The following is a 25,196-nucleotide window of genomic DNA, read 5'->3' as shown; positions in this document are numbered from 1 at the left end:
CAACGGCCTCTCAAATGGTACATTGTAGCGGCTGAGGGACCTCCAGGCTGAATTCGGCGGATTTGCCAAGCTCGGAACGGGCGTTCATGCGGCCTCCGTGGAGGTTGACCACGCGCCATGCAGTGTAGAGCCCCACCCCCGTCCCCTTGCGGGCCAGGAGTTCCGGGGTCTGGAGCCGGGAGAACTTCCGGAAGAGGCGGGGGCGTTCCTCGGGGGGGAAACCCGGGCCTTCGTTCCAGACCGTGATGACGAAGCGGTCGTGGAGCTGCTCCAGGCGCACCTGGATGTGTCCGTCGGGGTTGCCGTACTTCACGGCATTGCCCAGGAGGTTCACCATCACGATCTTGAGGAGCTGGGGGTCGCAGTCTGCGGGCCAAGTGTAATCCGGGTAGATGCGCTCCAGGGTGACGTTCATCTCCTGGAGCTGGGACTGCACCAGCTCGATGGCAGGTTCCAGCAGGTCCTCCACCAGGTGGCAGGAGCTGGCCTTGAGGTGGAGCTTGTCCCCCTCCATGCGGGCCAGATCCAGGTATTCCCGCACCAGATCCAGCAGGTATTCCCCCTTCTTGATGAGGCGCTCCAGCTTCTGCACCTGGACGGGCTCCATGGGGCCCAGGTAGCCCTGGGAGAGCACCCGGGCGTCCGTGATCATGCTGGCCACCGGGTTCTTGAGCTCGTGACTCACGAAGCCCAGCATCTCGGTGTAGGCCTGGTTGGCGGCCACCAGCTCTTCGATGCGCCAGGCCTTCTCCACGGCCTGGGAAATGCGCTCGGCGATGGCCCGCCAGAGGCGCCCATGGTAGGGGGTGTAGACCCGCTCCTCCCGGGAGCTCAGGAAGATGACGCCGAAGGGGCGGTCCTCCAGGATCAGGGGGCAGGTGAGGCTGGAGCGGACCCCTTCCCTGACGAGGAGACGGGTGCTGGCGCTGCGGGGGTGCTCCTCCTCGTAGCGCTTGAGGTCATAGATGATGCGGGAGGCCCCGCCCTCGATGACCCGGCGCAGGGAGCTTCCCGAGAGATCCTCGGCGTAGCCCACCTTCAGGATCACGGGTTCGTAGGTGGTCTTCGTCCAGTGGGAGACGATGCGCCGCCCCTCGTCTTCGATGAAGGCAAGCCCGATGCGGTCGCAGGGATAGAGTTCCTGGATGGCCTTGAAGAGGAAGTCCATGAGTTCGGCCATGGACGAGGCCGCTGCGACTTTCTGGTTCACCGTGTCCAGGACGGCCTGCTCGTCCGGCTGGAAGCGCGTCCTTGCCTCCCGGGCATCGTAGTTGCCCAGGTAGTGCAAGGTGGATTGCAGTTCATGCATGCAGGGAGTCCGGGAAGAGGTTCAGGGATTTTCCCACGCCGGGGGGGCAAAGGGGAAAAAGGCATTCATCTGGGACGCAGTGAGCGCGGCTTTGGCATTGAAAGGCAAAAGCAATTCGGTCCACAGATGCACAGGATGAACACGGATAAAGACGGCTGCTGTTTACCTTGACGCTCTGGCCAGGTTTCGGGAAGGCGAGGGGGCAGAGGCACGCAAGCGTGCCATAGCCCCCTAGCCTTCCCGAAACGCGCTCGGCGAAGCCGTGCGCCCCCGCTGCGCGGGGCAGGCCCGAGTGTCAGCCCCTTGTCGGCTTCTTTGATCCGTGTGCATCGGTGTTTATCGGTGGACGATTCTTCTTTCAAGGGCCAGCAGGTAAGGCGGATAGTGAACATTCCGGCCAGACAGAGAAAAACACGAAGAAAAGCCGGGAGGCCCCTTCTTTCTTCGTGTTCTTCCTGCTGCTGTTCGTGTGCTTCGTGGTTTTCAGTCTGCGGGTCTACTCGATGTACTTCCCGCGGGGGGTGTAGTGCGTATGCAGGAGCTTGTGGCTCTTGTGTCCGCAGGGGCCCTCGGTGAGGAATTCCGTGTAGATCTTCAGCACATCGGGGTTCTCATGGGATTTCCGGATCTCGTAGGCGGAATCCTCGGCATAGATGGCCTTGGCGCGCGCCTGACGGATCTCGGGAGTGGTGGGGATGGGCTGGCCGCCCCCGCCCAGGCAGCCGCCGGGGCAACCCATGAACTCGATGAAGTGGCACTTGGAGAACTGGCCACCGGCCTTGATGTCCTCCATGACCTTCTTGGCGTTGGCCGTGCCGTGGGCGATGGCCACCTTGAGGGTGGCGCCCTTGAGGAAGTCCCAGCTGGGGAAGAGGGGCTTCAGCAGATCGGGCACGGGGCCCACCTGGGGGATGGCCAGCTCGACGTAACGGACGCCCTCGAAGCCGCGCACGGGCTTGATGTCCGCGTGCTCGAAGAGGTCCTCCACCTTGACGCCCACCACCAGTTCGATGACCGTGCGCAGGGCCGCTTCCATCACGCCGCCGGTGGCGCCGAAGATCACGCCGGAACCCGAGGGGGTACCGAAGGGGGAGTCGAAGTCGCTCTTGGGCAGGCGGGGCAGGTCGATGCCGGCCTCGCTGATCATCTTGGCCAGCTCGCGGGTCGTGAGGCCGAAGTCCACGTCCTTGTGGCCGCTGTCGGCCATCTCGGGGCGGTTGCACTCGAACTTCTTGGCGGAGCAGGGCATGAGGGCGACGGTGACGATGTCCTTGGGGTCGATGCCCTGCTTCTCGGCGTAGTAGGTCTTGATGACCGCGCCGAACATCTGCTGAGGGCTCTTGGCGGTGCTCAGGTTGGGGATGTATTCGGGGTAGAAGTGCTCCAGATACTTGATCCAGCCCGGGGAGCAGGAGGTGAACTGGGGGAAGACCGCGCCGGGCTCCCGCAGCAGGAGGGCCTGCTTGAGGCGGAGCAGCAGTTCCGTGCCTTCCTCCAGGATGGTGAGGTCGGCGCTGAAGTTGGTGTCGAAGACCTGATCGAAACCCGCCATCTTGAGGGCGGTGTTCAGCTCGAAGGTCATGGCCGTTCCGGGCTCCATGCCGAAGCACTCGCCGATGGCGGCGCGGGGGCTGGGGGCGGTCTGGATCACCACGTGCTTCTTGGGGTCCTCGATGGCGGCCCAGACTTCGTCGGTCTGGTCATTGGCCCGGAGGGCGCCGGTGGGGCAGCGGTTGATGCACTGGCCGCAGTTGATGCAGACTACGTCGCCCAGGGGTTTGTCCAGGAAGGTGCCGATGTGGCTCTGGTGGCTGCGGCCCAGCACCTCGATGGTGCCCACTTCCTGGAGGTCCAGGCAGGTGCGCACGCAGCGGCGGCACAGGATGCACTTGTTGTTGTCCCGGACCACGGAGTAGCTGGAGCGGTCGATCTCGTGGACCGGCTTCTCCACGTGGCCGAATCGGAAGGAGTCGACGCCGTATTCCTTGGCCAGGGTCTGGAGCTCACAGTTGCCGTTGCGGCCGCAGGTGTAGCAGTCGCCACAGTGCTCGGAGAGCATCAGGTCCAGGATGTGGCGGCGGGCCTGGCGCACCTTCTGGGTGTGGGTCTTCACCTTGATGGGGGTGGTGACCGGGAAGGAGCAGGAGGCCTGGAGGGTGCGCTGGCCTTCCACTTCCACGGAACAGATGCGGCAGACGCCAGCCACGCAGAGGTCGGCGTGATGGCAGAGGGTAGGGATCTTGATGCCGGCTTGCTTGGCGGCATCCAGGATGGTGGTGCCCAGGGGCACCTTCACATCGACGCCGTCGATGTTGACGCCGACCGTGGCGCCGATGGCGTCGAGATTGCCGGGGACGGGGACGCTCATGGCCTGCTGGCTCGCGGGGACGCGGCGGCTGGTGTCGGGATTGGTCATTTCACTCATGCTCGGATCCTCGCTCGCTCAGGCTTGGGAATAGGTGCGGCCCATGATCTCGTCACGGAAGTGGGCTACGACCGAGAGGAAGGCGTTGGGGCTGCTCTGGCCGAGACCGCACTTGGAGGCGATCTGCATGGTTTCGCCCAGGGCACACAGTTCCTTGAGGTAGGACATGGAACACTTGCCCGCCCTCAGGAGCTTGACGCCCTCGAGGAGCTTGAGGTTGCCCACCCGGCAGGGGGTGCACTGGCCGCAACTCTCGTCGCCGAAGAAGTCCATGAAGTTCTCCAGCACATCGAGCATGTCCCGCTGCTGGCCGAAGACGATGAGGCTGCCGCCGCCGGTGGGGATGTCCTCGTAGGCGATGCTTCGGGCGTATTCGGAAGGGGGGATGCAGCGGCCGGATGCGCCACCCACCTGGACGGCCTTGGCGCCTTCGCCTCCGACTTCCTTGAGGATGTCCGCCACGGTGACGCCCAGATCGAACTCGTAGACGCCGGGGCGGGCGCAGTCGCCGGAGATGCTGAAGAGCTTCATCCCGGTGGACTTTGCTGTGCCCATGGTCTTCCACCAGTCGGCGCCCCGGCCCATGATGCAGGCGGCGGAGGCCAGGCTCTCGACGTTATTGACCACGGATGGGTGGCCGTTGAAGCCGGTGTTCACGGGGTAGGGGGGGCGGTTGCGGGGTTCGCCGCGGTTCCCTTCCAGGCACTCGATGAGGGCCGTTTCCTCGCCACAGATGTAGGCACCGGCCCCGATGAAGACCCGGATGTCGAAATCCACGCCGCTGCCCTGGATGTTGTCACCCAGGAGCTTCTGCTCCCGGCGGCGCTGCAGGGTGTCCTCCAGGTGCTCCCTGAGGTCGGTGTACTCGCCTCGGAGGAACAGGATGCCCTCCCTGGAGCCCACGGCCTTGGCGGCGATGGTCATGCCTTCGAAGACCAAGTCGGCGTGCTCCTGGAGCACCACGCGGTCCTTGAATGTGCCGGGCTCGCCTTCGTCAGCGTTGCAGATGATGTACTTCTTCTCGGACTTGGCGGAAGCGGCGAAGTTCCACTTGCCGCCCACGGGGAAGCCCGCACCGCCGCGGCCCTTCAGGCCGGACTCGTTCATCTCGTGGATGATGTCGGGACGGCTCATGCCCAGGGCCCGCTTCAGGCCGGCCTCAGGGGTTGCTTGGGTATAGGTCTGGATCGAGCTCATGCGAGGTGCGCCTCCTTGCGCTCGGTGGCGTGGACTCCGAAGGTCCGGCGACACTCTTCAAGGATTTCGTGGACCTTCTCGGGGGTCACTTTGGTGTAGAGGCGGTCATTGACCAGCATGGCGGGCCCCTGGTCGCAGAGCCCCATGCAGTTGGTCCACTCCAGGGTGAAGTGGCGATCCTTGGTGGTTTCGCCGAAGGTGATGCCCAGGTCGTTCTCCAGCTGGCGGGCCACCCGCTTCTTGCCGTTCATGTCGCAGGAGATGGTGCGGCAGAGGCGGATGACGAACTTGCCCTGGGGCTTGCCGTCGAGGAAGGCATAGAAGGAGACGACGCTCTGGACCTCCACGGGGTGGATGCCCAGTTCGTCGGCGATGACCTGCATGGCATAGGTGCCGATCCGGTGATGCTGCTTCTGCACTTCCTGGAGGATGGGGACCAGGGAGGAGCGGTTGCGACCCAGCTTCTGGACCAGGTCCCGGATCTCTCCGGCCAGGCGTTCGTGAGCTGTCATGAGCATGGGCACTCCTATTTCTTCAGAAGCTCGGCCACCTTCTTGACGAGGGCGGCGGGCTCAATGGGCTTGCTCTGGAAGTCGTCGACGGGCACCATCTCGCTGTCCCGACCGAAGTCCAGACCCGAGGCGGTGGAGACGCTGGTGAGCATGAGGATGGGGAAGGTCTTGCCCTGGCGGCGCAGTTCCTGGGCCATGACGAAACCATCGTCCGGCAGCTCCATCATCACGTCCAGCAGCAGCAGGTCCGGCTGGAAGCTCTCCACCTTGGCCATGCCCTCCCCGCGATTGCTGGCGGTGGCGATCTGGTGGCCCTCCTTGGCCAGGAAGAGCTGGCTGGCCTCGACGATATCGGGATCGTCATCGACAATGAGAATCTTCGCCATGGAAATGGTCCTCCGGCAGAGCCCATTGAGGGCATTCAGGTGGATGAATCACGGCAAGCATGTGGCTTGATCATTGAAAAACCAGGCAGACACACACCGGATAATCACGGAATAAATTCATCTTATGAGTCCGTTTTCTTTCCGTGCAAGTGTTTTATTCACTTTGTTTATATCGATTGGGATTTGACAAATTTGGGCATATCAGATGATAATGGGCCATGATGGATTTTTTGTTACCAGCCTCCCAGGATTTCCTCGGATTCCACGCTGAGATGTCGGCATGTGGCCTCGGCTCCATTATCATTAGCGGTACTCACCCCGCTCGGGGGTAGGTGGCCGGATCTCTTTTCAATCCTTGTCCAACTCACCCCCGCGCTTACAGCCGCGGGGTTTTCTGTATCAGGGCTACCCCTTCCGTTGAGAGGTTTTCATGGCGAACTCGGTCCCATCCTTCCGTGTGATGAAATTCGGAGGCACCAGTGTTGGCGGCTCTGAAAGGATGCGGGGCGTGGTCGCGCTGGTGACCAGGGCCCTCGCAGAGCGGCGCGTCTGCCTCGTGGCCTCCGCCATGTCCGGTGTGACGGATCTGCTGGTCAAGTCGGTCCTGCCCGCCAACCTGGGGCAGGCTGGCACGGTGGCCGAGCGTTTCCGTGAACTCCATGAGAAGGCCGTGGCCGAACTCGAGGCGGATCTCGGGGGCGAGACTCCGGCCCTCCGGGCGGCCCTGGAGGCCCTGGCGGGCGAGTGTGACCGCCTCTTCCGGGGCATCATGCTCCTGGGCGAGTGCTCTCCCCTGGTGGTGGCCAATCTCTCCAGCCTGGGTGAGCGCGCCTCCTGCGCCATCCTGGTGGCCCTCCTGAAGGCCAAGGGGCTGGAGCCCCAGTATCTGGACCCCCGCCACTACATCGTGGCTGAGGGTGACCCCCTCCAGGCCCGGCCCCGGCCCGAGGCCATCCGGGAAGCCTTCAAGCCAGTCCGGGAGGGCTCAAGCCAGCTCTTCGTGCTGCCGGGCTTCTTCGGCGGTGATGGTCAGGGGAAGATCGTCTCCCTCGGACGGGGCGGCTCGGATTACAGTGGAGCCCTGGCTGCCGCGGCCCTGGATGCGGATCTCCTGGAGATCTGGACCGATGTGGAGGGCATCTACAGCGCCGATCCCCGGGTGGTGAGCGATGGCTTCTCACTCCCCTATGTCAGCTTCGATGAGGCCATGGAACTGGCCTACTTCGGCGCCAAAGTGCTGCACCCCAAGACCATCGCCCCCGTGCGCGGCAAGAACATCCCTGTCCGGGTCTGCAACACCTTCAATCCTGAGCACCCCGGCACCATCGTCAAGGCGGACGTGCCCCAGCCCGAAGGCGGCGTGCGCGGCATCTCCTTCCTTAAGGGCATGGCCATGGTGAACGTCTCGGGTTCCGGCATGGCCGGGGTGCCCGGTGTGGCGGCCCGACTATTCGAGGCCCTGGCCACCCGGGACATCTCCGTGGTCCTCATTGGCCAGAGCTCCTCCGAACTCTCCATCTGCTTCTGTGTCCAGGAGGGTGATGCCCAGCCCGCCAAGGCCGCGGTGGAGGAATCCTTCAGGGCCGAGATGGCCGCCGGGCTCCTGGATTCGGTGGATGTGCAGAACGGCGTGGCGGTCCTTAGCATCGTGGGCGACGGCATGCAGACCAAGTCCGGCGTGGCCGGGACCTTCTTCCGGGCTCTGGGCGAGGTGGACTGCAACGTGGTGGCCATTGTCCAGGGGTCCAGCGAGCGCTGCATCAGTGCGGTGGTGCGGGAAGCGGATGGCAAGCGGGCCATGGCCCACGTCCATCGGCGCTTCTTCGATACGAAGGGTGTTCTTGAGGTGGCCATCTTCGGTGTCGGGAATGTGGGGGGAAGCCTCGTGGAGCAGATCCGCGGCCAGCGATCCAGGATGCTGGCCTACGGCCTGGATCTCCGGGTGGTGGCCCTGGGGGGCTCCAGGAAGATGCTTCTGGATCCCGATGGCATCGATCTCGACTGCTGGCGGGAGACCCTGGCAGAGAAGGGTGTGCCCACGGACCTCCAGGCCCTGCGGGATTCCATCAAGGCCCGCCGTCCCCTGCACCCGGTCTTCGTGGATTGCACCACCTCCCCTGAGCTGGCGGCCCAGTACCCCTCCTTCTTCGACGCGGGGATGCACGTGGTCACGGCCAACAAGAAGGCCAACAGCTCCGAGATGACCTTCTACCGGGAACTGCGGAACCGCGCCCGCAAGCATCAGCGCCGCTTCCTCTACGAGACCAACGTGGGCGCCGGCCTGCCGGTCATCGACACCCTCAAGAACCTGGTGCACACGGGTGACACGGTCCTTCGCTTCGAGGGCATCCTCTCGGGCACTCTCTCCTTCATCATGGGCCTTCTGGGGGATGGGGTTCCCTTCTCCGAGGCGGTCAAGCAGGCCAAGGACAAGGGCTTCACCGAGCCCGATCCCCGGGATGACCTCAACGGCATGGACGTGGCTCGCAAGGTCCTCATCCTGGCCCGGGAGATGGGCATGTCCGTGGAGCTCTCCGATGTGCAACTGGAAGGCCTGGTGCCCGCCTCCTTTGACGCCAGCGGGACGGTTCCAGAGTTCATGGCGCGCCTGACGGAACTGGATGGCAGCTTCGGCGAGATGCTGTCCAAGGCTGCCGCCCAGGGACAGACTTACCGCTACATCGGCTCCATCACCCCCGAGGGCTGCCGCGTGGGCCTCCAGGCCGTGGACCAGGCCCATCCCCTGGCGGTCATCAAGGGGGGGGAGAACGCCCTCTCCTTCCTTACGGAGCGCTACCAGCCCCATCCCATGGTGATCCGGGGCTACGGTGCCGGGGCCGAAGTGACGGCGGCCGGCGTACTCTCCGACGTCCTGCGTCTGGCTCCCACGGGCACCGCCGTCAAGGGTGCCTGAGCCGGTCCGTGCGGGAGGGGCTCAAAAGCCTTTCCAGCCACGGATGCACAGGATGGACCCCCACGTGATGGTCGGGCTTTGCCCGGCCATCACGTGGGGGTCAAAGGGGGGACATCGCGAGCGCAGCGAGCAGGCGGTCCCCCCTTTCATGGCAGTTCAAGGACGTCTCCCTGGGTGCGGGCGGCCCAAGGTGCCCCGCCTTTGGACGGCTTCTTTATCTGTGTGAATCTGTGTGCATCTGTGGCTATTTCTTCTTTTGTATCGGGATTCCCGGTGTTGGAATGCGATAACCCCAGGGCACTGGGCGGAATCGAAGACAATCTCAGTGCTGGAACTCTTGGAGCGATGACTATGGGCAATGCCATGACCGGAATGAATCCCATCCGGGCCTACGCCCCGGCCAGCGTCGGCAACTTCGCTGCCGGGCTGGACCTCCTGGGCGCTGCCCTGGCTCCCCTCGATGGCTCTCTCCTGGGGGATGTGGTCCTCATCGAGGCGGCGGAGGAGGATGCCTTCGCTCTCGAGGGGCTCTACGCTTCAGCTCTGCCACCCGATCCCGCCAAGAACCTGGTTCTGAAGACCTACGCTCTCTTCAAGGCCCGGATGGAAAGCCTCGGCAGGCCCTGCGGCCCCTTCTCCCTGACCCTGGAGAAGCGTCTCCCCCTCAACAGCGGCATGGGCTCCAGCGCCAGCTCCATCGTGGCTACGCTGGCGGGGCTCCAGGCTGCCTGCGGGCAGCCCTTCTCGGACGAAGAACTGCTGGAGCTGGCGGGGCAGGCCGAGGGCGTCTACTCCGGCGGGGCCCATCTGGATAACGCCGCGCCCTCCCTCCTGGGAGGACTCCAGCTCGTGACGCCCAGGGGGGCTCGGCGTCTGCCCTGGCCCGAGGATCTCCTGATCGTGCTGGTGCACCCCGATTTCGAGCTGCCCACCGCCCGGAGTCGGGCCGTGCTGCCAGCCGAGGTGCCCCGACCCCAAGCCTTGGCGTTCGGCGAGAACCTGGCAGGCTTCGTTCACGCCCTCCACACCGGTGATCGGGAACTCCTGCGGGCATGTCTGCGGGATCCCCTGGCGGAACCCTATCGGGCGCCTCTCCTGCCGGGTTTCCATCGGGCCCAGGCGGCCGCCCTGGAAGCCGGAGCCCTGGGCTCCTCCTTTTCCGGTTCCGGGCCCTCAATGTTCGGGGTGGCGGATTCCCTGGCCCAGGCCGAGGCCATCCAGCGGACTATGGGGGAGGCTCTGGCCCAGGAGGGGCTCCGAAGCCAGGGGTGGATCTGCAGGCTGGATGGGCGAGGTGCCCAGGTTTACTGATATTAATTGTGTTTTATATATCCATTATGCGGCATGTGTATCTCTTTAGGCATGCTATTGCCTCTTGCGCATGAATTCAGAGCAATAGCACACTGCCTCCGCGCACCTCCCGTGCTTTTCTGGGAGTGGTCCATGTCTTGCTTATTCCTTGGTTGTGTGGGAGCTTCCACGTAAAGGAGGTTGGCATGGGGAAGGGATACTGGGTCGCGATTGGGGTGTGCGTGCTCATGCTGGCCTGTGGGGGAGGCGGTTCCGAAGGCGCCTCGGGGAGTACCACGGTGCCCACGGTGGACGATGTGTCCTCCCCGGATACGGTGATCGGGACGGGTACCCCCGCCAGCTGCACGGCGGAGGCCTTTGTCGCCGCCGTGGCCAAGGGGGGGAAGATCACCTTCAATGGCGGCACGGCACCCTTCACTATCAAGCTCACGGAGCCTGCGAAGGTCATCAACAGCCACCCGGATGTGGTCATCGACGGCGGAGGTCTGGTGACCCTCAGCGGCGGAGGGACCACCCGCATCCTCTACATGAACACCTGTGATGAGGCGCAGGTCTGGACTACCGAACACTGCGACAACCAGGCGACGCCGACCCTGACGGTGCAGAACCTCACCTTCATCGATGGAAATTCCTCGGCCGAAACGGATTATGACGGCGGGGGGGCCATCTGGGTCCGGGGCGGGCGCTTCAAGGCCGTGAACTGCACCTTCCAGAACAACGTCTGTGCCAGCACCGGGGCTGATGTGGGGGGCGAGGCCCTGCGGGTCACCAGCCAGTACAACAGCCTGCCGGTCTACCTGGTGAACTGCATCTTCGGCGGGGCCGCGGGGTATGGGAACGAGGGCTCCAATGGCGGGGCCATCAGCAGCATCGGGGTCTCCTGGTCCATCTACAACTGCACCTTCTCCTACAACAAGGCGGTGGGCAACGGGGGCAACCCGGCAGATAGCGGAACCCTAGGCGGGGGGAGCGGGGGGGCCATCTACAACGATGGCAACACCATGACCCTGGCGATCTACGACTCGCTGATCGAGCACAACGAAGTCAAAGCCTATGGTTCGGCCATCTTCTTCGTGACCAACGACTACAGCGGCAACATCTACCTTGAGGACACGACCATCCGGGCCAACACGGGCGGGAGCTGGTATCCCGTGGTGCCAGGGATCTCCATGCACAGCACAACCAAGTTTCAGCAGGTGAACTGCACCATCACGGAATGAGTCCGACGGGGCTTGGGACCTCGTTCCTGGCTGGGGCGCTGGACAGGAGGAGCGGCGCCCTTCCTATCGTTTCATCCTGGGTAGCTGTTCAGTTCAGGGGCCATGAATCGTGATTCCCGCCTTTCGAGCGGATAGAATCGAATCAGTGGTGCCGTGATTTTATCGGCGCCTTGACGGGAGACTTGCGATGAAGAAGGTCGGCATCATCGGTTGGCGGGGCATGGTGGGCTCGGTGCTCATGGAGCGCATGACGGCTGAGAAGGACTTCGACGGCTCCTTCGAACCCATCTTCTTCTCCACTTCCCAGGTGGGTGCCCAGGGACCCAACGTTGCCAGCGCGCCCTTGGCGGACGCCAACGACATCACGGCCCTGGCGGCCATGGACATCATCGTCACCTGCCAGGGGGGCGACTATACCAGCGAGATCCATCCCAGGCTGCGGGCCTCGGGCTGGCAGGGAATCTGGATCGATGCCGCTTCCACCCTGCGCATGAAGGACGATTCGATCATCGTCCTGGACCCCGTCAACCGCAGCGTTATCGACGCCGGTCTGGCCAAGGGGATCAAGGACTTCGTGGGGGGCAACTGCACCGTGAGCCTCATGCTCATGGCCCTGGGCGGCCTCTACGAGAAGGGTTGGGTCGAGTGGATGACCGCCATGACCTACCAGGCCGCCTCCGGTGCCGGTGCTCGCAACATGCGCGAGCTGGTTCGCCAGATGAAGGCCATCGGCAGCGTGGATGCCGCCCTGCTGGACGACAGGAGCGCCATTCTGGAGCTGGACCGCACGGTGAATTCCGTGATCCGCAGCGACTCCTTCCCCACTGAGAACTTCGGTGCTCCCCTGGCGGGCTGCCTCATCCCCTGGATCGACAAGGCCTGGGAGAACGGCCAGACCAAGGAGGAATGGAAGGGCTTCGCCGAGACCAACAAGATCCTGGGCACCACCAAGCCCATCCCCGTGGATGGACAGTGTGTGCGTATCGGCGCCATGCGATGCCACAGCCAGGCCATCACCATCAAGCTCACCAAGGATGTGCCTTTGGACGAGGTCATCTCCACCATCAAGGCCCACAACTCCTGGGTGAAGGTGGTGGAAAACACGAAGGAAGCCACCCTCAAGGAACTCAGCCCCGCCGCCGTCAGCGGCACCCTCACGGTTCCCGTGGGCCGCATCCGCAAGATGAACCTCGGTCCCGAGTACCTCACCTGCTTCACCGTGGGCGACCAGCTCCTCTGGGGTGCCGCCGAGCCCGTGCGCCGCATGCTGCTCATCGCCCTGGGATCCGGGAAGATCTGATCCTGGCGGGGTTCCTCACGCGGAGACGCGGAGGGCGCGGAGAGGATGCTGATCTCTCCGCGCCCTCCGCGTCTCCGCGTGAGCCTGCCGTTCGCCTCAGTCCTCCCGCAGCAGGGCCATCAGGGCGCCGGCATCCAGCTTGGCGGCCAGGGCGCTTTCGCTCAGGAGATCCTCGGCCATCTGGCGCTTCTTTTCGTGGAGGGCCAGGATCTTCTGCTCGACGCTACCCTTGAGCACCAGTCGGTAGACTGTGACGGGGCGGGTCTGGCCCATGCGGTGGGCGCGGTCGCTGGCCTGGTCCTCCACGGCGGGATTCCACCAGGGATCCATGTGAATGACGTAGTCGGCGGCGGTGAGATTGAGACCCGTGCCTCCAGCCTTGAGGCTGATGAGGAAGAGCTCGCCCTCGCCGGCCTGGAAGGCCTTGACCGCCGCGGCCCGCTTGCGGGCTGGGGTGGAACCGTCCAGATACTGGTAGCTGATGCCCCGCTGGTCCAGGGCGTGGCGGAGCAGGCCCAGATGGTCCACGAACTGGCTGAAGACCAGGGCGCGGTGGCCGTTCTCCCGCAGCTCGTCCACCAGCTCCAGGAAGGCCTCCAGCTTGGCGGAGGGGATGTCCAGGTTCTCCTGCACCAGCTTGGCGTTGCAGCAGGCGCGGCGCAGCCGGGTGAGGGCTGCCAGCACCTGGAGGGCCTGGCCTTCGCTGTTCTCCAGGGACGCCAGGCTTTCGCGGCGCAGGGCTTCCAGGAAGCCCAGCTCCTGGGGCGTGGGCTCCAGTTCGAGGGTGATCTCGGTGCGCTCCGGCAGCTCCTTGAGCACCTCGGTCTTGAGGCGTCGCAGGAGGAAGGGGGAGACGATGCGGCGGAGGCGCCCCAGGGCGTTCTCGTCCAGATCCCGCTCCACAGGCTCCTGGAAGCGCTTCCGGAACTGCTCCAGAGTGCCCAGGAGGCCCGGGTTCAGGAAGTGGAAGAGGTTCCAGAGCTCCGCCAGGTGGTTCTCCACCGGGGTGCCCGAGAGGAGGAGCCGGAATCCGGACTGGAGTTCCATCACGGCCTGGCTTCGCTTGGTGAAGGCGTTCTTGATGGCCTGGCCCTCGTCCAGCACCACGGTGCCCCAGGCCACCTGCTGGAGCCGCTCGGCCTCCAGCTGGAGCAGGCCGTAGCTGCACACGATGACATCGAAGGGGCCCGCACTCTGGAGGGTCTGGTCCCGGTCGCCCTCACCGAAGCGATGGATCCGGAGCTTGGGTGCGAACTTCTCCGCCTCCAGGGTCCAGTTGGGGCACACGCTGGTGGGGGCCAGCACCAGGGCCGGGCCTTCACCGGCCCGGGCCTGGAGCATGGAGAGGGTCTGGACGGTCTTGCCCAGGCCCATGTCGTCGGCCAGACAGGCGCCCAGGCCCGCGAAGGCCAGGCGCTGCATCCAGCGGTAGCCCTCCACCTGGTACTGGCGCAGGTCGGCGCGGAAGTCCTCCGGCAGCTCGGGCTCCAGGGCCATGGCCTCCTGGAGGCGCTCCACCAGGGCCTTCCAGGCCTTGTCGGCCTTGAACTCGCCCAGCTCCTCCGCCAGACCCTCCAGGGCCAGGGCGCTAAGGCTGTGGAGCCGCAGACCCTTGCCCTTCTCTTCGCCCAGAGCCCGGAGATCCTCCAGGCGGCGGCGGAACTGCTCGGTGAGGGCCACGAACTTGCCCTCGCCCAGGCGCACCATGCGGCCATCGCCCTCCCGGGTGGCTTCCAGGAGCTCCGAAAGGTCCATGACCTGCCCGTCCTCCAACTGGATCTCACCCTCGGCGTCGAACCAGCTGCCGTGGCGCTTGACGGTCAGGCGCATGGCGTTGAGGCCCAGGCTCTTGGGGGGATTGAGGCGCCCGCCCTCGGGCCAGTGGACGGTCACCAGCTCCTGGGCCGCCTCCAGCTCCATGAGGAGATTCATGCAGCGCTCGGGGTCGTCGATCATCCACTCCGTCAGCCCCTCGTCCAGGGGCAGGGTGGGCAGGGACTCCCGCACCCGTTCCGCCCCCTGGCGCTCGGCCTCTGGGTTGCGGCTCACCAGGAGCTTCTGGCCCCGGCGCTCCAGGAGGAGGCTGGCGCCGCCTTCGCCCGGAACATAGAACTCGCCGTCATCCAGGGGGCGCACCCGGAGTTGGGCCTTGAGGCCCTGGTGGAAGGGCATGAGGAGCATGTGAACGCCGGTCTGGCCTTCCATGCGCGTCATGCCCGCGTCCTTCACCGCCTGGGCGGTCATGGCCACGTCGGAGCGCACCGTCACCATGGGGGCCACGGCTCCCAGGGCCTGCAGGACCTGCCGTTCCGCCTTGGCGGGGATCTGGAGACCGTTTCCGAGAATTTCCGCAAGTTTCCTGTGGGCGGGCGTGATGGCGATGATCCGCACCCGGCCCAGGCCTTCGGCGCTCACCTGCACATCCTCTTCGGTCAGGGGGGGATCCAGGCGCAGTTCCAGGATCTCGCCCTTGCGCAGCACCCGCAGCTCCGGCTGGCTGGCCACCACGTCCACCCGGGCGGCCTGCTCCACCTCGCCCTCGCTCCAGAAGACCAGGGGGTGGCCCACCAGGGCCTTGAGGGCCCCCTCGAAGTCCAGTTCGAAGCCCTTCCAGTTCTCCCGGATGCAGCCCAGGAGGGCGTGGTCCTGGGGCAGGAGGAAGTCGTAGGCCCGGCTCTCCTCCTTGAGGCGCTTCATGGAGATGGCCTTGCCCCGGGACCACTGGCCCCGACCGTCCAGGCGCTGTTCCCGGGCCTCGATGGCATAGGGGGTGCGGGCCTCGGGGTCCCGCCAGACCCACCAGGCCAGGCGTCCCGGCCGCTGGTCGCTGTTGGGGCGCACGATGCCCTGGAGGGCTTCCAGGGCCTTTTCCCAGCCCTCTTCGTGACAGACCAGGTCCAGGAAGGGGCATGACTGGTTCGCCATGCCTCCCCGGGCCCGGCGGGCCAGCTCCGCGGCTTCCTTCTGGAAAAGGCCCAGGGGCAGGCCTTGGAGCTGGGCTTCGCAGTGCTCCAGGGCTTCGTTCGTCAGGCGGGCTTCGCAGAGGTAGTCCGAAAGGAGTTCCACGAAGGCCGCGAGGCCGATGGGTGCGGTGCGGACCACGCTGCGGACCACGGGCTGGCCCAGGAGGTGGAGCAGCACCCGTTGAAGGGGCTCGTGGAAGGCGCTCAGCGGGTCGCTGATATGGCGGCGGCCCATCAGTTCCAGGCGCTCCGAGGCGGCCTTGAGCCCTGTTTCGTTCCCGCGGCCCAGGAAGGCCAGGATGCAGAAGAGGTCCATGAGCCCCGGGAGGTGGACGGCCTTCTTCTTGGCCCCCTGGCCGAGCTGGGCCAGGACGGCCTCGAAGCCCTCAGCGGCCTGGGCGGCCTGCCCCTGGGTCAGGCGCAGGGTGGCCTCCAGCAGGGCGATGGGAGTGAGGCTCCGCTGGGTGGGCTTGAGCTTGTCCAGGAGGGCTTCCGCCTCTTCCAGGCGGCCTTCCAGGATCAGGTACTCGAGCACGGTCCCGATGGGGGTGCGCTTACCGGTGCTGCGGGTCTGGAGCCAGTCGATAAAATCTTTATTAATATGTCCGAGGATCACCTGATCGTGGAGCAGGGCCCAGGCGGCGTGGCTCTGGACGGCGGGGGCCAGGCTTTCGAACCACTCGGCATCGAAGGGTTCGCCGCAGACGATGGAGAGGGGGTCCCGCTGTTCCAGGGTGCGGCTGTGGGTCTGGCGCACCCGCTCCTGGGCGGCCAGCCAGTCCTTGGATTCCCCGGTGAGCATGGCCACCCGCAGGGTTGCCAGATCCCGTCCCAGGGCATCCAGCACCACTTCCCCCGTGCCGTAGCCTGCGGCGCCCACCGCCGACAGGGCCTTGAGGCAGCCCTTGCGGTGGGCCCGGCGGCAGACCACTTCCCGGGCCTCGGGGGTGAGGGCCCAGAAGCCCTTCCGGGGTTCCTGGGCGAAACCGGCATCCTTCAGTACCTCCATGAGGGTGCTCATGGCGGCGGGATCCTTGATCCAGGGGGCGGCCTGGGGGGCTACCTTCGAGCGCACCAGGGTCTGGGCCAAGTGGCCCCGGGCCGCGGGCTGGCCGATGGCCCCCATGGCCATGAGGATCGCTTCAGGGAGGGGCTGGAGCTTGTCAAAGATGGAGTCGGAGAAAAAAAACGGCATCCGATCAGGTTAGCTGTGATGACCGGGGAGTGCATGTCTTGATTTTTCTCTCGCCCCTTTTTCGGAATCCGCAGATGGCAAATTATGAAAAATGATTTGTATTCATTCGCCGGAATGAGCCAATATATCGGGAACTTCTAGGGTGTGCGCGATGAAAAGGGCATTTTTGCTCCTCCCCTTCCTGCTCCTCTCCTGCGCCAGGGTAACCGTGACCCATGTCAAACCCGGCGATACCTCCAGCGGTGTCCACTTCGTGCGGCCCCGCCCGTACCTACTGGTGTCTTCCCAGGGGAAGGAGCTCAAGAGCGAGATCCTCTGGCTTCCCGACTACAGCCAGGAATTCACCATCAACCTCGTGCCGGGGCTCGGGCGCTCGAACCTGAACCTCAAGCTCAAGGATGGCTGGATGCTGGCGGAGCTGGGCGGGGAGACGGATTCCCGATTGGCGGAGACTGCCTCGGCCTTCGGAAATGTCCTGGAGGCGGTGAAAACGGCCTCCAGCGATCCCGTGGGCCTTTACCGCATCGATATCGACCCTGCGGGGAACGTCAAGCTGAAGAAGCAGGATTGGATGAATCCCTAGTTTGCCAAGCTACCTGAGGCTCCACGCCCTTTCGGTCCTCGCCGAGGACTTCGGGGTGGCTCTGGAGGCGGCCTGCCGCTTCTTTGCCCCCATCGGGGTCGAGGTGGAGCTGCTTTCCCGGGGGCATCTCAGCGGCTACCCGTCGGCCCTGCCCATTGTCATCACGGACCCCGGGCGGCTGACGCCCCAGCAAGCTGATCTCTATGCCCACCGCGACCAATGGCCCCTGGATGAGGTGGTCGCCTTCTTCGTGGGCAGCATGCCGCCCATGCTCTGCCGGGGCTTCAGCCATCCTGGGTTGCACCTATGCGTGGTCGCCGCCGGGGCTCCTGTCCTCACCCTCGCCCATGAACTGGGACACCTGCTGGGGCTGGAGCATGCGGCAGACCCGGGCAATCTCATGTACCATCGAGGCCCCCAGGGGGCCGAGGCCCACCTGGATGGGTTCCAGGTCCGGCGCATCTTCGACAGTCCCCTCCTTGGACCCGCTTCTGCCCAATCGGGATAGCCCCTGCCGGATCCGGATCACGCTCCTGTCAGGGGCTTTCTAGAATCTGGCTCTAGTCAGCAGAAGGCAGCATGGTGTCAGGTCCGGGTGAGGGAAGTGGACAGGGAGTCCCGGGCTCGGCTTTCCGCCTGTCTTCTGCTGCATGGCAACGGCTTTAAATAGGAGGACATTTCTTATGCTCAAGGGCTTGTTCCTGGACGGCAGCATCACGGGGCTGGGGTACCGGACCGAGACGCGTTGCGGCTTGCTCGACGAACGCGGCGGGTACGAGTACCTCCCCGGCGAGACGGTGAGTTTTGATGCGGCGGGGATCTTCCTGGGCAGCGGCCTGGGGCGGGAGTTCATGACACCCGCGGATCTGGTGGCGGAGGTGCACGGGGATGTGACCCGCATCTCCCACTTCCAGGTGACCAACGAGGCCCGCTTCCTCATGGCCATCGGGGCCTTCACCCCTGAGGTCAACGAGGTGCTGAAGGACTACCGCTACCGCATCAACTTCGTGCAGGACTACGAGCACTTCGCCGCTGATCCATCGGTGACGGAAGTCCTGGGCAAGCTGGGCAAGGCCCTGACGAGCGTTGAATCGGCCCGGAACCTGGTGCGCCGCTGCATCCAGGGCATCCGCAAGGAGGCCAACGTCAAGCTCCCCATGCGGGATGGCAGCTTCGTGCTGGCCGATGTCTACCGCCCCCTCAAGGAGGGCAAGTACCCCGTGGTCATGTGCATGGGGGTCTTCGGCAAGGGCTTCGTCAATGGCTACGCCACGACGCCTGAGGAGATCGGCTTCCATGAGAAGGCGGAGGACGCCTTCCACGAGACCTACGGCGATCCCGAGACCAAGAAGTTCCTCCAGGGGGTCTTCTTCCAGCGCATGGGCCCCTGCTTCGGTTCCGCGGTGCCCATCCCCCGCCTCAAGCCTGGTCATGCCATCGTCCACCACGGGCCTCCGCCCCAGTTGGTGCCCATCTCCGAGACCTTCGAGCAGCCCTGCGCCAAGGACTGGGTGCCCCACGGCTACGTGGTCATCAACATGGAGGAGCGGGGAGTCGGATCGAACCCCGGCGACCTCAAACAGTTCGGTGTGCAGTCCGCCAGGGACTACGCCGATGGCATCGAGTGGGCCGCCTCCCAGCCCTGGTCCACGGGCAAGGTGGGCCTCTGGGGGGCCTCCTACTACGCCATGACCCAGTACCTGGCTGCCCAGCAGCGTCCCAAGGGCCTCACGGCCATGATCCCCATCATGGGCGACTACGACGGCTACCGGGACTACATCTACAGCGGCGGCGGCCTCTACAACCGGGCCGACAACATGAACGCCACGACCCATCCCCAGGCCCGCACCTTCATGGACCACAACCGGGAGAATCCCTTCTGGACCGAGGAGGCCTATGGCGCCAGCGCCGAGTTCACCTCCACCTGCGATATCGCCAAGCTCGACTACCCCATCTGGCCCGTGGTGGAGCCCGGGGCCTCCCTGCACGGGAAGGGATCCAGCGAGGCCTACATCCGCTGCGGCTCCAAGGACAAGAAGCTGATGGTCATCAACGACACCGGCATCCACTTCTGGATGTACGACCCCCAGTACCTGTCCAAGTTCCGCGCCTTCTTCGACAAGTGGCTCAAGGGCGAGGACAACGACATCATGGAGCAGCCCAAGGTGGAGATGCAGATCCGCACGGGGAAGGGGGGCTACTACTGGCGCAAGGAGTCCGACTGGCCCGTGCCCGGCACCAGCTACCCCCGCTTCTACCTGGACGCTAAGGCCGGCTCCGTGACCACGGACGGTCACCGCGGCGGCTTCCGCAGCCTGGTGGCCGAGCCCGACACCGATGGGATCGTCACCTACAACGCCGACGAGGACCACAGCCAGATCGAGTCCAAGACCGGCGCCAGCTTCATCTCCGAGCCCATGGCCGAGGACATGGAGATCGCGGGCTACATCAAGGCCCAGCTCTTCGTCTCCTCCACGACCCACGACATGGAGATCCACCTGAACCTGCGCGTCATCGACGAGAACAATGTCGAGGTGCGCTACTCGCCCCCCACGGGCATGTGCCAGTACCTGCCCCTGGGCTTCGGTGCCCTCAAGGTCTCCCACCGCAAGCAGGACCCCACCCTCACCCGGGAGGACTGCCCGGTCTACACCCACACCCAGGAGGATCATCAGCCCCTGAAGCCCGGGCAGATCGTGGAGTGCGAAGTCGGCACCTTCCCCACCACCGGCCTCATCCGCAAGGGCTGGCGCATCCGCCTGGACATCGAACCCGTGGGCAACACCTGGATCGGCTTCGACGAGCACGAATACCGCCCCGGCTCCACCAACAGCATCTTCACGGGCAAGACCTACCCCTCATACGTGCAGTTGCCTTTGCTTCCGAAGAAGGGCTGAGGGAAAAGCACTCACGCGGAGGCGCGGGGGCGCGGAGAAAGGAAAGTGATCCAGCTTTTCCTCCGCTTCTCCGCGCCTCCGCGTGAGCCTGCGGCGCTACCATGGATGCATCATCCAAGGAGACGCCATGAACATCCCTGATCCCGCTGGTCTCAGTCTGGCCAGTTGCATAGGTTGGCTGGTGCTCGCGGTCGTCTTCCTGTTCCTCTTTTTCAAGACCTTTCGCTACATCCCGAACAACCGGGTGGGCATCGTCGAGAAGCTGTGGAGCGGCAGGGGCTCGGTGAAGTCCGGACTCATCGCCCTCAATGGGGAGGCGGGCTTCCAGCCCCAGCTCCTGCGCGGCGGCTGGCACATCCTGCTGCCCTTCATCTACCGCATCCACCGCATGCCCCTGGTGACCATTCCCCAGGGCAAGATCGGGTATGTCTTCGCCAGGGACGGCCAGGATCTCCCCCCCACCCAGGCCATGGCCTCCAACGTCAAGGTCAAGGACTTCCAGGACACCGCCCTCTTCCTTCAGAACGGCGGCCAGAAGGGCCCCCAGCGGGCCATCCTGCGGGAAGGCACCTACGCCATAAACCTCTCCCAATTCGTGGTGCTCACCGAGGATCAGGTCTACTACCTCCCCCTGGACAAGTCGGAACTGGAGACCTTCCAGAAGATGAGCGCCATCATCGCCGAGCGCGGCGGTTGGCGACCCGTGATCATCCGGGGCAATGACGACTCCGTGGGCGTCGTGACCATCCACGACGGCCCCAGCCTCGGGGCAGGGGAGATCATCGCACCGTCGGTGGGGGAGGACCCCGCCAAGCCCGACACCTACCACAACAACTTCCAGGACGCTGACAAGTTCCTGCGGGCCGGGGGCCTTCGGGGCCGCCAGTACCAGGTGCTGGTGGAAGGCACCTACTACATCAACCGCCTCTTCGGCACCGTGGAGCTGATCCCCAAGACGGTGGTGGAAGTGGGCACCGTGGGTGTGGTGGTGAGCTACACCGGGGACAAGGGCGCCGATATCAGCGGCCAGGAGTACCGGCACGGCGAGCTGGTCACCACCGGCCAGCGGGGCGTCTGGAGCGATCCTCTGCTGCCGGGCAAGTACGCCTTCAACACCTACGCGGGCAAGGTGCTCATGGTGCCCACCACCAACTTCATCCTCAAATGGACCAAGGGGGAGGTGGGTAGCCACAAGTTCGACGAGAACCTCAGCGAGGTCAGCCTCATCACCAAGGATGCCTTCGAACCCAGCCTGCCCTTGTCAGTCGTTGTCCATATCGACTACCGCAAGGCGCCTCTGGTCATCCAGCGCTTCGGGGACATCAAGAAACTGGTGGAGCAGACCCTGGACCCGATGGTCAGCGCCTACTTCAAGAACATCGGCCAGACCCGCACCCTCATCCAGCTCATCCAGGACCGCAGCGCCATCCAGGAGCAGAGCGGCGTCCAGATGAAGGAGAAGTTCAACCAATACAACCTGGAGCTTCAGGAGGTCCTGATCGGCACCCCCACCAGCGGCGCCCAGGGGGGCCAGATCGAGCAGATCCTCATCCAGCTCCGGAGCCGCCAGATCGCCGACGAGCAGGTGGAGACCTACGGGCGCCAGCAGAACGCGGCGGCCAAGGAGCGGGAGCTCCGCGAGGCAGAGGCCAAGGCGAAGCAGCAGACGGCCCTGACCGAATCCGCCATCAGCATTGAGGTGCAGAGCAACCAGGGCAAGGCGGACTACGCCAAGGCCCAGCAGCAGGCGGCCCAGATCAAGACCCTGGCCGGGGCCGAAGCCGAGAAGGTCAGGCTCATGGGCGAGGGTGAGGCCAAGCGCATCAAGGTCATGGCCGAGGCTCAGGCCGAGCAGGCGGCCCGGGTGGGTGTGGCCCAGGCCCTGGCCATCGAGGAGCAGGTCCGGGCCTACGGCGGTCCCCAGTTCCAGCTGGTGCAGCAGGTCATGAACCGCTTTGCGGAGGCCATCGAGAAGTCCCAGGTGGACGTGGTGCCCAAGATCAATATGGCGGGCGGCGGCTCCCAGGGGGGCGGCAGTGTCATCGAGAACCTGCTGGGGCTGCTTCTGAGCCAGAAAGTGGGCGAGATGGCCGGGATCCCCTCCACGGCCCCCAGGGATCCCATGGCCGAGAAACTGAGGAATGACCTGAAGAGCCAGTTCGCCAAGGGTGAATAGATCTTTATCTCCTTCACAGTGGCGCCTGGGAAACCCGGCGCTATTTTTATTGGTGTTGACTCTCTTCTGGTTTCAGGTCTACTACACGATAACTATCCGCATTGCTCCACAGACATGGCCCGACCTTCCAGGTGCCTTCCGGCTCCTGGGTTAGCTGCAGATCTTTTCCACGTTGATCAGGAGGCAGAACCATGCACGGAAAAATGCCACCGACTGAGCGGTTGGAAGCCACCATTGCACTCCGTCCCGTCGATCGGATCGTGTGCGCCCCCTTCATCAATGGGTATGCGGCAAGCTACGCCCATATCTCCCAGATCCAGTTCCTCAATGACTTCGATCTGGGGCTCCATTGCCTGGATCGGCTCAAGGCGGCCTACCCGGGCTGGGACTGCAACCGCGGCTCATACAGCTTCCTGGGCTATGGCCCCCTGCTGAAGAACCGCTGGTTCCAGAAGGTCGTACTCCCAGGAGAGGGGGGGCTGGCGGAGGATACCCAGTACCAGATCCTGGAGGAGGAGTTGGCCACCCAGGAGGAGCTCCTGAGTATCCGTAAAAAAGGGTTCACGCGTTACATGATGGCCGTGACCAAGCGGGTGCGCCCCAAGGCCGGTCTGATCCACTACCTGCTCTGGGAGCGGCGCTACAGGAAGTTCTTCCTGCGTGAACGTGAGGCCGCCCGGCATCGGGGCCAGTCCCAGTACTATGGGGCCGCCTCCGGTATCGCCTTCGAAATGTTCTCCATGACCCGCTCCCTGGAGAAGTTCACCCAGGATGTCTTTCGGCTGGGGGAGGACCTGCTGGAGATCCTGGACATCGTGGACGGAACCGGGCTCCAGGCCACCATCGACCAGTGCCGGGAATCCGGGAATCCCAGGGTCTTCGTTTCGCTGACCCGCTGCGGTCCGGCCTTCCTGAGCCCCAAATACTTCGACCGCTTCGTATGGCCTGGGCTGAAGAAAATGGCCCTGGGTCTCATCGATGCGGGACTGACCCCCATCTTCCACCTGGACACCAACTGGGATCGGGTGATGGAGAAGTTCCTGGAACTCCCCAAGGGAAAGAGCATCATCGAGACCGATGGGGACACGGATCTCTTCCGGGCCAAGGAGATTCTCAAGGATCACACCTGTCTGGCGGGGGACCTTCCGGCGGCCATGCTCGCCGTGGGCAGCCCTTCGGAGGTGGAGACCTACTGCCGCCGCCTCATCGATGAGGTCGGCAAGGGGGGAGGCTTCATCTTCAGCACCGGCTGCATGATGCCCATCAATGCCCGCCACGAGAACGTGAAGGCGATGTTCGATACCCTGGCCAAGTTCGGGCGCTACGACTAGTGGCTCAGGTCTGGACCCTGTTGCGGCCTGCATGTTTGGCCGCGTATAGCTTTGCGTCGGCCCGCTTCGCCAGTTCGTCGAACCCCTCGCCTTCCAGAAGCTGGGCCACTCCGATGCTCATGGTGATGTTGAAAGGACCTTCAGGCCCACTCATCCTGCAGTTCCCCACCGCCTCCCGCATGCGCTCGGCCACTTCGCAGGCACCCTCCAGCCTCGTTTCCGGCAGAATGACGGCGAATTCTTCACCCCCCACGCGTCCGATGGTGTCCAGGCCACGCAGGCAGGTGCTGCATGTCTGGGCGAAGCGCACGAGGGTCGTATCACCCACGCCGTGGCCGTAGGTGTCGTTGATCCGCTTGAAGTGGTCGATATCCAAGGCCAGGAGGCTGACCCCGCGACCATTCCTGGCCTCCCTGGCCAGCTCGTACTCCCCCAGTTCCAGGAAACGACGGCGGTTGTATACGCCGGTGAGGGGATCTGTCGTGGCCAAGACCCGCAGTTCCACCTCCAGGGTCTTCCGAGTCTCCACTTCGTGGGCCAGATCGGTGTTGAGGATGAGGAGGTGTCGCGCCTGCTCCTCCAACAGCCGCGATTTCTCCTGGAGTTCCCGTGTGATCTGCCGGAGCTGCTCCTGCTGGCGGTCTCCCGCACGAACCAAGCGTCTCTGCTCCCGGGCGCTCTGCTCATAGGCCTGGATCAGTTCGCGGACGATGCCCTGGAGTTCCTCCGCATCGGGGTGTTGAACGAAGCCGCTCCGCGGCGGGGGTGGCGCCGTGTGGCGGGCCCGCGCAGTAAGAAAGCTAGCAATTCCATGTAAATGAAGGCTCCTTGGTCATCGCGATGTTGACGCATCGCCAGACGACTGTCAAGCGACATGAAAATTAACCCACCCGGCGACACGAATATTGACCCCCTTGTTGTATGAGCCCGTGGGGTGTCTGGAGCGTAGGCCGTAGGCCGAAGCGGAGGACACCCCACTGGGTGCGGCTCAGGTGGTGGCCGCTGGCACCGGGGCCGGGACGATCCCGGCTCGGCGCTTCTCCCGCAGGCGGTAACTCTCGCCTTTGATGGTGATGATGTGGCTGTGGTGCAGCAGTCGGTCCAGGATGGCGGTTGCCAGGATGGTATCCCCGAACACCTCGCCCCACGCACCCACTGGCTGGTTGCTGGTGATCATGAGGCTGCCCCGCTCATATCTCCGGTTCACGAGCTGGAACATGAGGTGGGGCCGCCCGCCGCTCGAAGGGTAGATATCCTAGCTCATCCACAATCAGTAGTTTGGGCTTCGAGAAATGCAGGAGACGCTCCTCCAGGCGACCCTCTGCCTCGGCCCGCATCAGTTGACCCACCAGGGCCGTGGCGCTCACGAACAGGCAGCTCGCGCCCCGTTCGATGGACTTCCGCCCCAACCCGATGGCCCAGTGGGTCTTACCCACCCCTGGTGGCCCAAGGAGCAGGATGTTCTCCGCATGAGCGA

At 64.6% G+C, this 25,196-nt stretch carries 16 protein-coding genes and 1 pseudogene; 9 read left to right on the top strand and 8 right to left on the bottom strand.

Features of this window, described 5'->3' with window-relative positions:
- Positions 1-10: 10 nt before the first annotated feature.
- The 5 genes from HOLFODRAFT_RS22650 to HOLFODRAFT_RS0204875 form a co-directional block, all read right to left on the bottom strand.
- Positions 11-1,309: a sensor histidine kinase gene (locus HOLFODRAFT_RS22650; RefSeq protein WP_005034112.1), complete on the bottom strand. Its 1,299-nt coding sequence runs from the start codon at positions 1,307-1,309 to the stop codon at positions 11-13.
- A 496-nt stretch (positions 1,310-1,805) separates the two neighbouring features.
- Positions 1,806-3,734: an NADH-dependent [FeFe] hydrogenase, group A6 gene (locus tag HOLFODRAFT_RS0204890; protein WP_005034114.1), complete on the bottom strand. Its 1,929-nt coding sequence runs from the start codon at positions 3,732-3,734 to the stop codon at positions 1,806-1,808.
- An 18-nt stretch (positions 3,735-3,752) separates the two neighbouring features.
- Positions 3,753-4,931 (bottom strand): complex I 51 kDa subunit family protein, encoded by a 1,179-nt coding sequence (locus tag HOLFODRAFT_RS0204885; RefSeq protein WP_005034121.1) that lies wholly within the window; start codon positions 4,929-4,931, stop codon positions 3,753-3,755.
- A complete protein-coding gene (locus HOLFODRAFT_RS25035; protein WP_005034123.1) occupies positions 4,928-5,449 on the bottom strand; it encodes an NADH-quinone oxidoreductase subunit NuoE family protein in 522 nt (173 codons plus the stop codon). The genes HOLFODRAFT_RS0204885 and HOLFODRAFT_RS25035 overlap by 4 nt, the downstream gene beginning before the upstream one ends.
- Positions 5,450-5,457: 8 nt before the next feature.
- Positions 5,458-5,829, bottom strand: coding sequence for a response regulator transcription factor (locus HOLFODRAFT_RS0204875; protein ID WP_005034124.1), 372 nt, complete (start codon positions 5,827-5,829; stop codon positions 5,458-5,460).
- A 430-nt stretch (positions 5,830-6,259) separates the two neighbouring features.
- Between HOLFODRAFT_RS0204875 and thrA the strand changes: the two genes are divergently transcribed.
- From thrA to asd, 4 genes are all read left to right on the top strand, one after another.
- Positions 6,260-8,743, top strand: coding sequence for a bifunctional aspartate kinase/homoserine dehydrogenase I (gene thrA / locus HOLFODRAFT_RS0204870; RefSeq protein ID WP_005034125.1), 2,484 nt, complete (start codon positions 6,260-6,262; stop codon positions 8,741-8,743).
- Between the two features lie 345 nt (positions 8,744-9,088).
- The gene (gene thrB, locus HOLFODRAFT_RS0204865; protein WP_084053336.1) at positions 9,089-10,054 is read left to right on the top strand and encodes a homoserine kinase; all 966 of its coding nucleotides are present in this window, start codon (positions 9,089-9,091) and stop codon (positions 10,052-10,054) included.
- 185 nt (positions 10,055-10,239) lie between these two features.
- Positions 10,240-11,274, top strand: coding sequence for a hypothetical protein (locus tag HOLFODRAFT_RS19445; RefSeq protein WP_005034130.1), 1,035 nt, complete (start codon positions 10,240-10,242; stop codon positions 11,272-11,274).
- Between the two features lie 187 nt (positions 11,275-11,461).
- The gene (asd, locus tag HOLFODRAFT_RS0204855) at positions 11,462-12,574 is read left to right on the top strand and encodes an aspartate-semialdehyde dehydrogenase (protein ID WP_005034132.1); all 1,113 of its coding nucleotides are present in this window, start codon (positions 11,462-11,464) and stop codon (positions 12,572-12,574) included.
- Positions 12,575-12,670: 96 nt separating this feature from the next.
- On the opposite strand, the gene HOLFODRAFT_RS19440 is transcribed toward asd, so the two are convergent.
- Positions 12,671-16,732, bottom strand: coding sequence for a DEAD/DEAH box helicase (locus HOLFODRAFT_RS19440; RefSeq protein WP_005034133.1), 4,062 nt, complete (start codon positions 16,730-16,732; stop codon positions 12,671-12,673).
- Between the two features lie 151 nt (positions 16,733-16,883).
- On the opposite strand from HOLFODRAFT_RS19440, the gene HOLFODRAFT_RS0204845 reads away from it, so the two are divergent.
- The 5 genes from HOLFODRAFT_RS0204845 (at position 16,884) to HOLFODRAFT_RS0204825 (ending at position 23,719) form a co-directional block, all read left to right on the top strand.
- A complete protein-coding gene (locus tag HOLFODRAFT_RS0204845) occupies positions 16,884-17,315 on the top strand; it encodes a hypothetical protein (protein WP_005034136.1) in 432 nt (143 codons plus the stop codon).
- Between the two features lies 1 nt (position 17,316).
- Positions 17,317-17,823, top strand: coding sequence for a matrixin family metalloprotease (locus tag HOLFODRAFT_RS0204840; RefSeq protein WP_005034137.1), 507 nt, complete (start codon positions 17,317-17,319; stop codon positions 17,821-17,823).
- A gap of 175 nt (positions 17,824-17,998) precedes the next feature.
- Positions 17,999-20,212, top strand: a complete 2,214-nt coding sequence (locus HOLFODRAFT_RS0204835) for a CocE/NonD family hydrolase (RefSeq protein WP_005034138.1) — start codon at positions 17,999-18,001, stop codon at positions 20,210-20,212.
- A gap of 127 nt (positions 20,213-20,339) precedes the next feature.
- Entirely contained in the window at positions 20,340-22,388 is a 2,049-nt protein-coding gene (locus HOLFODRAFT_RS0204830; protein WP_005034139.1) for an SPFH domain-containing protein, read from the top strand.
- A gap of 191 nt (positions 22,389-22,579) precedes the next feature.
- The gene (locus tag HOLFODRAFT_RS0204825) at positions 22,580-23,719 is read left to right on the top strand and encodes a uroporphyrinogen decarboxylase family protein (RefSeq protein WP_005034140.1); all 1,140 of its coding nucleotides are present in this window, start codon (positions 22,580-22,582) and stop codon (positions 23,717-23,719) included.
- Positions 23,720-23,723: 4 nt separating this feature from the next.
- Here the strand turns inward: HOLFODRAFT_RS0204825 and HOLFODRAFT_RS19435 are convergent, their stop codons facing one another.
- Both HOLFODRAFT_RS19435 and istB read right to left on the bottom strand, forming a co-directional pair.
- On the bottom strand, positions 23,724-24,377 hold the full coding sequence (locus tag HOLFODRAFT_RS19435) for a GGDEF domain-containing protein (RefSeq protein ID WP_005034142.1): 654 nt from the start codon (positions 24,375-24,377) through the stop codon (positions 23,724-23,726).
- Positions 24,378-24,707: 330 nt separating this feature from the next.
- Positions 24,708-25,196, bottom strand: a pseudogene (istB, locus tag HOLFODRAFT_RS25745) (IS21-like element helper ATPase IstB); the annotation flags it as partial.

The organism is Holophaga foetida DSM 6591, assembly GCF_000242615.2.
Classification (GTDB): Bacteria; Acidobacteriota; Holophagae; order Holophagales; family Holophagaceae; genus Holophaga; species Holophaga foetida.
This window is presented reverse-complemented; position numbering and strand designations above follow the sequence as displayed.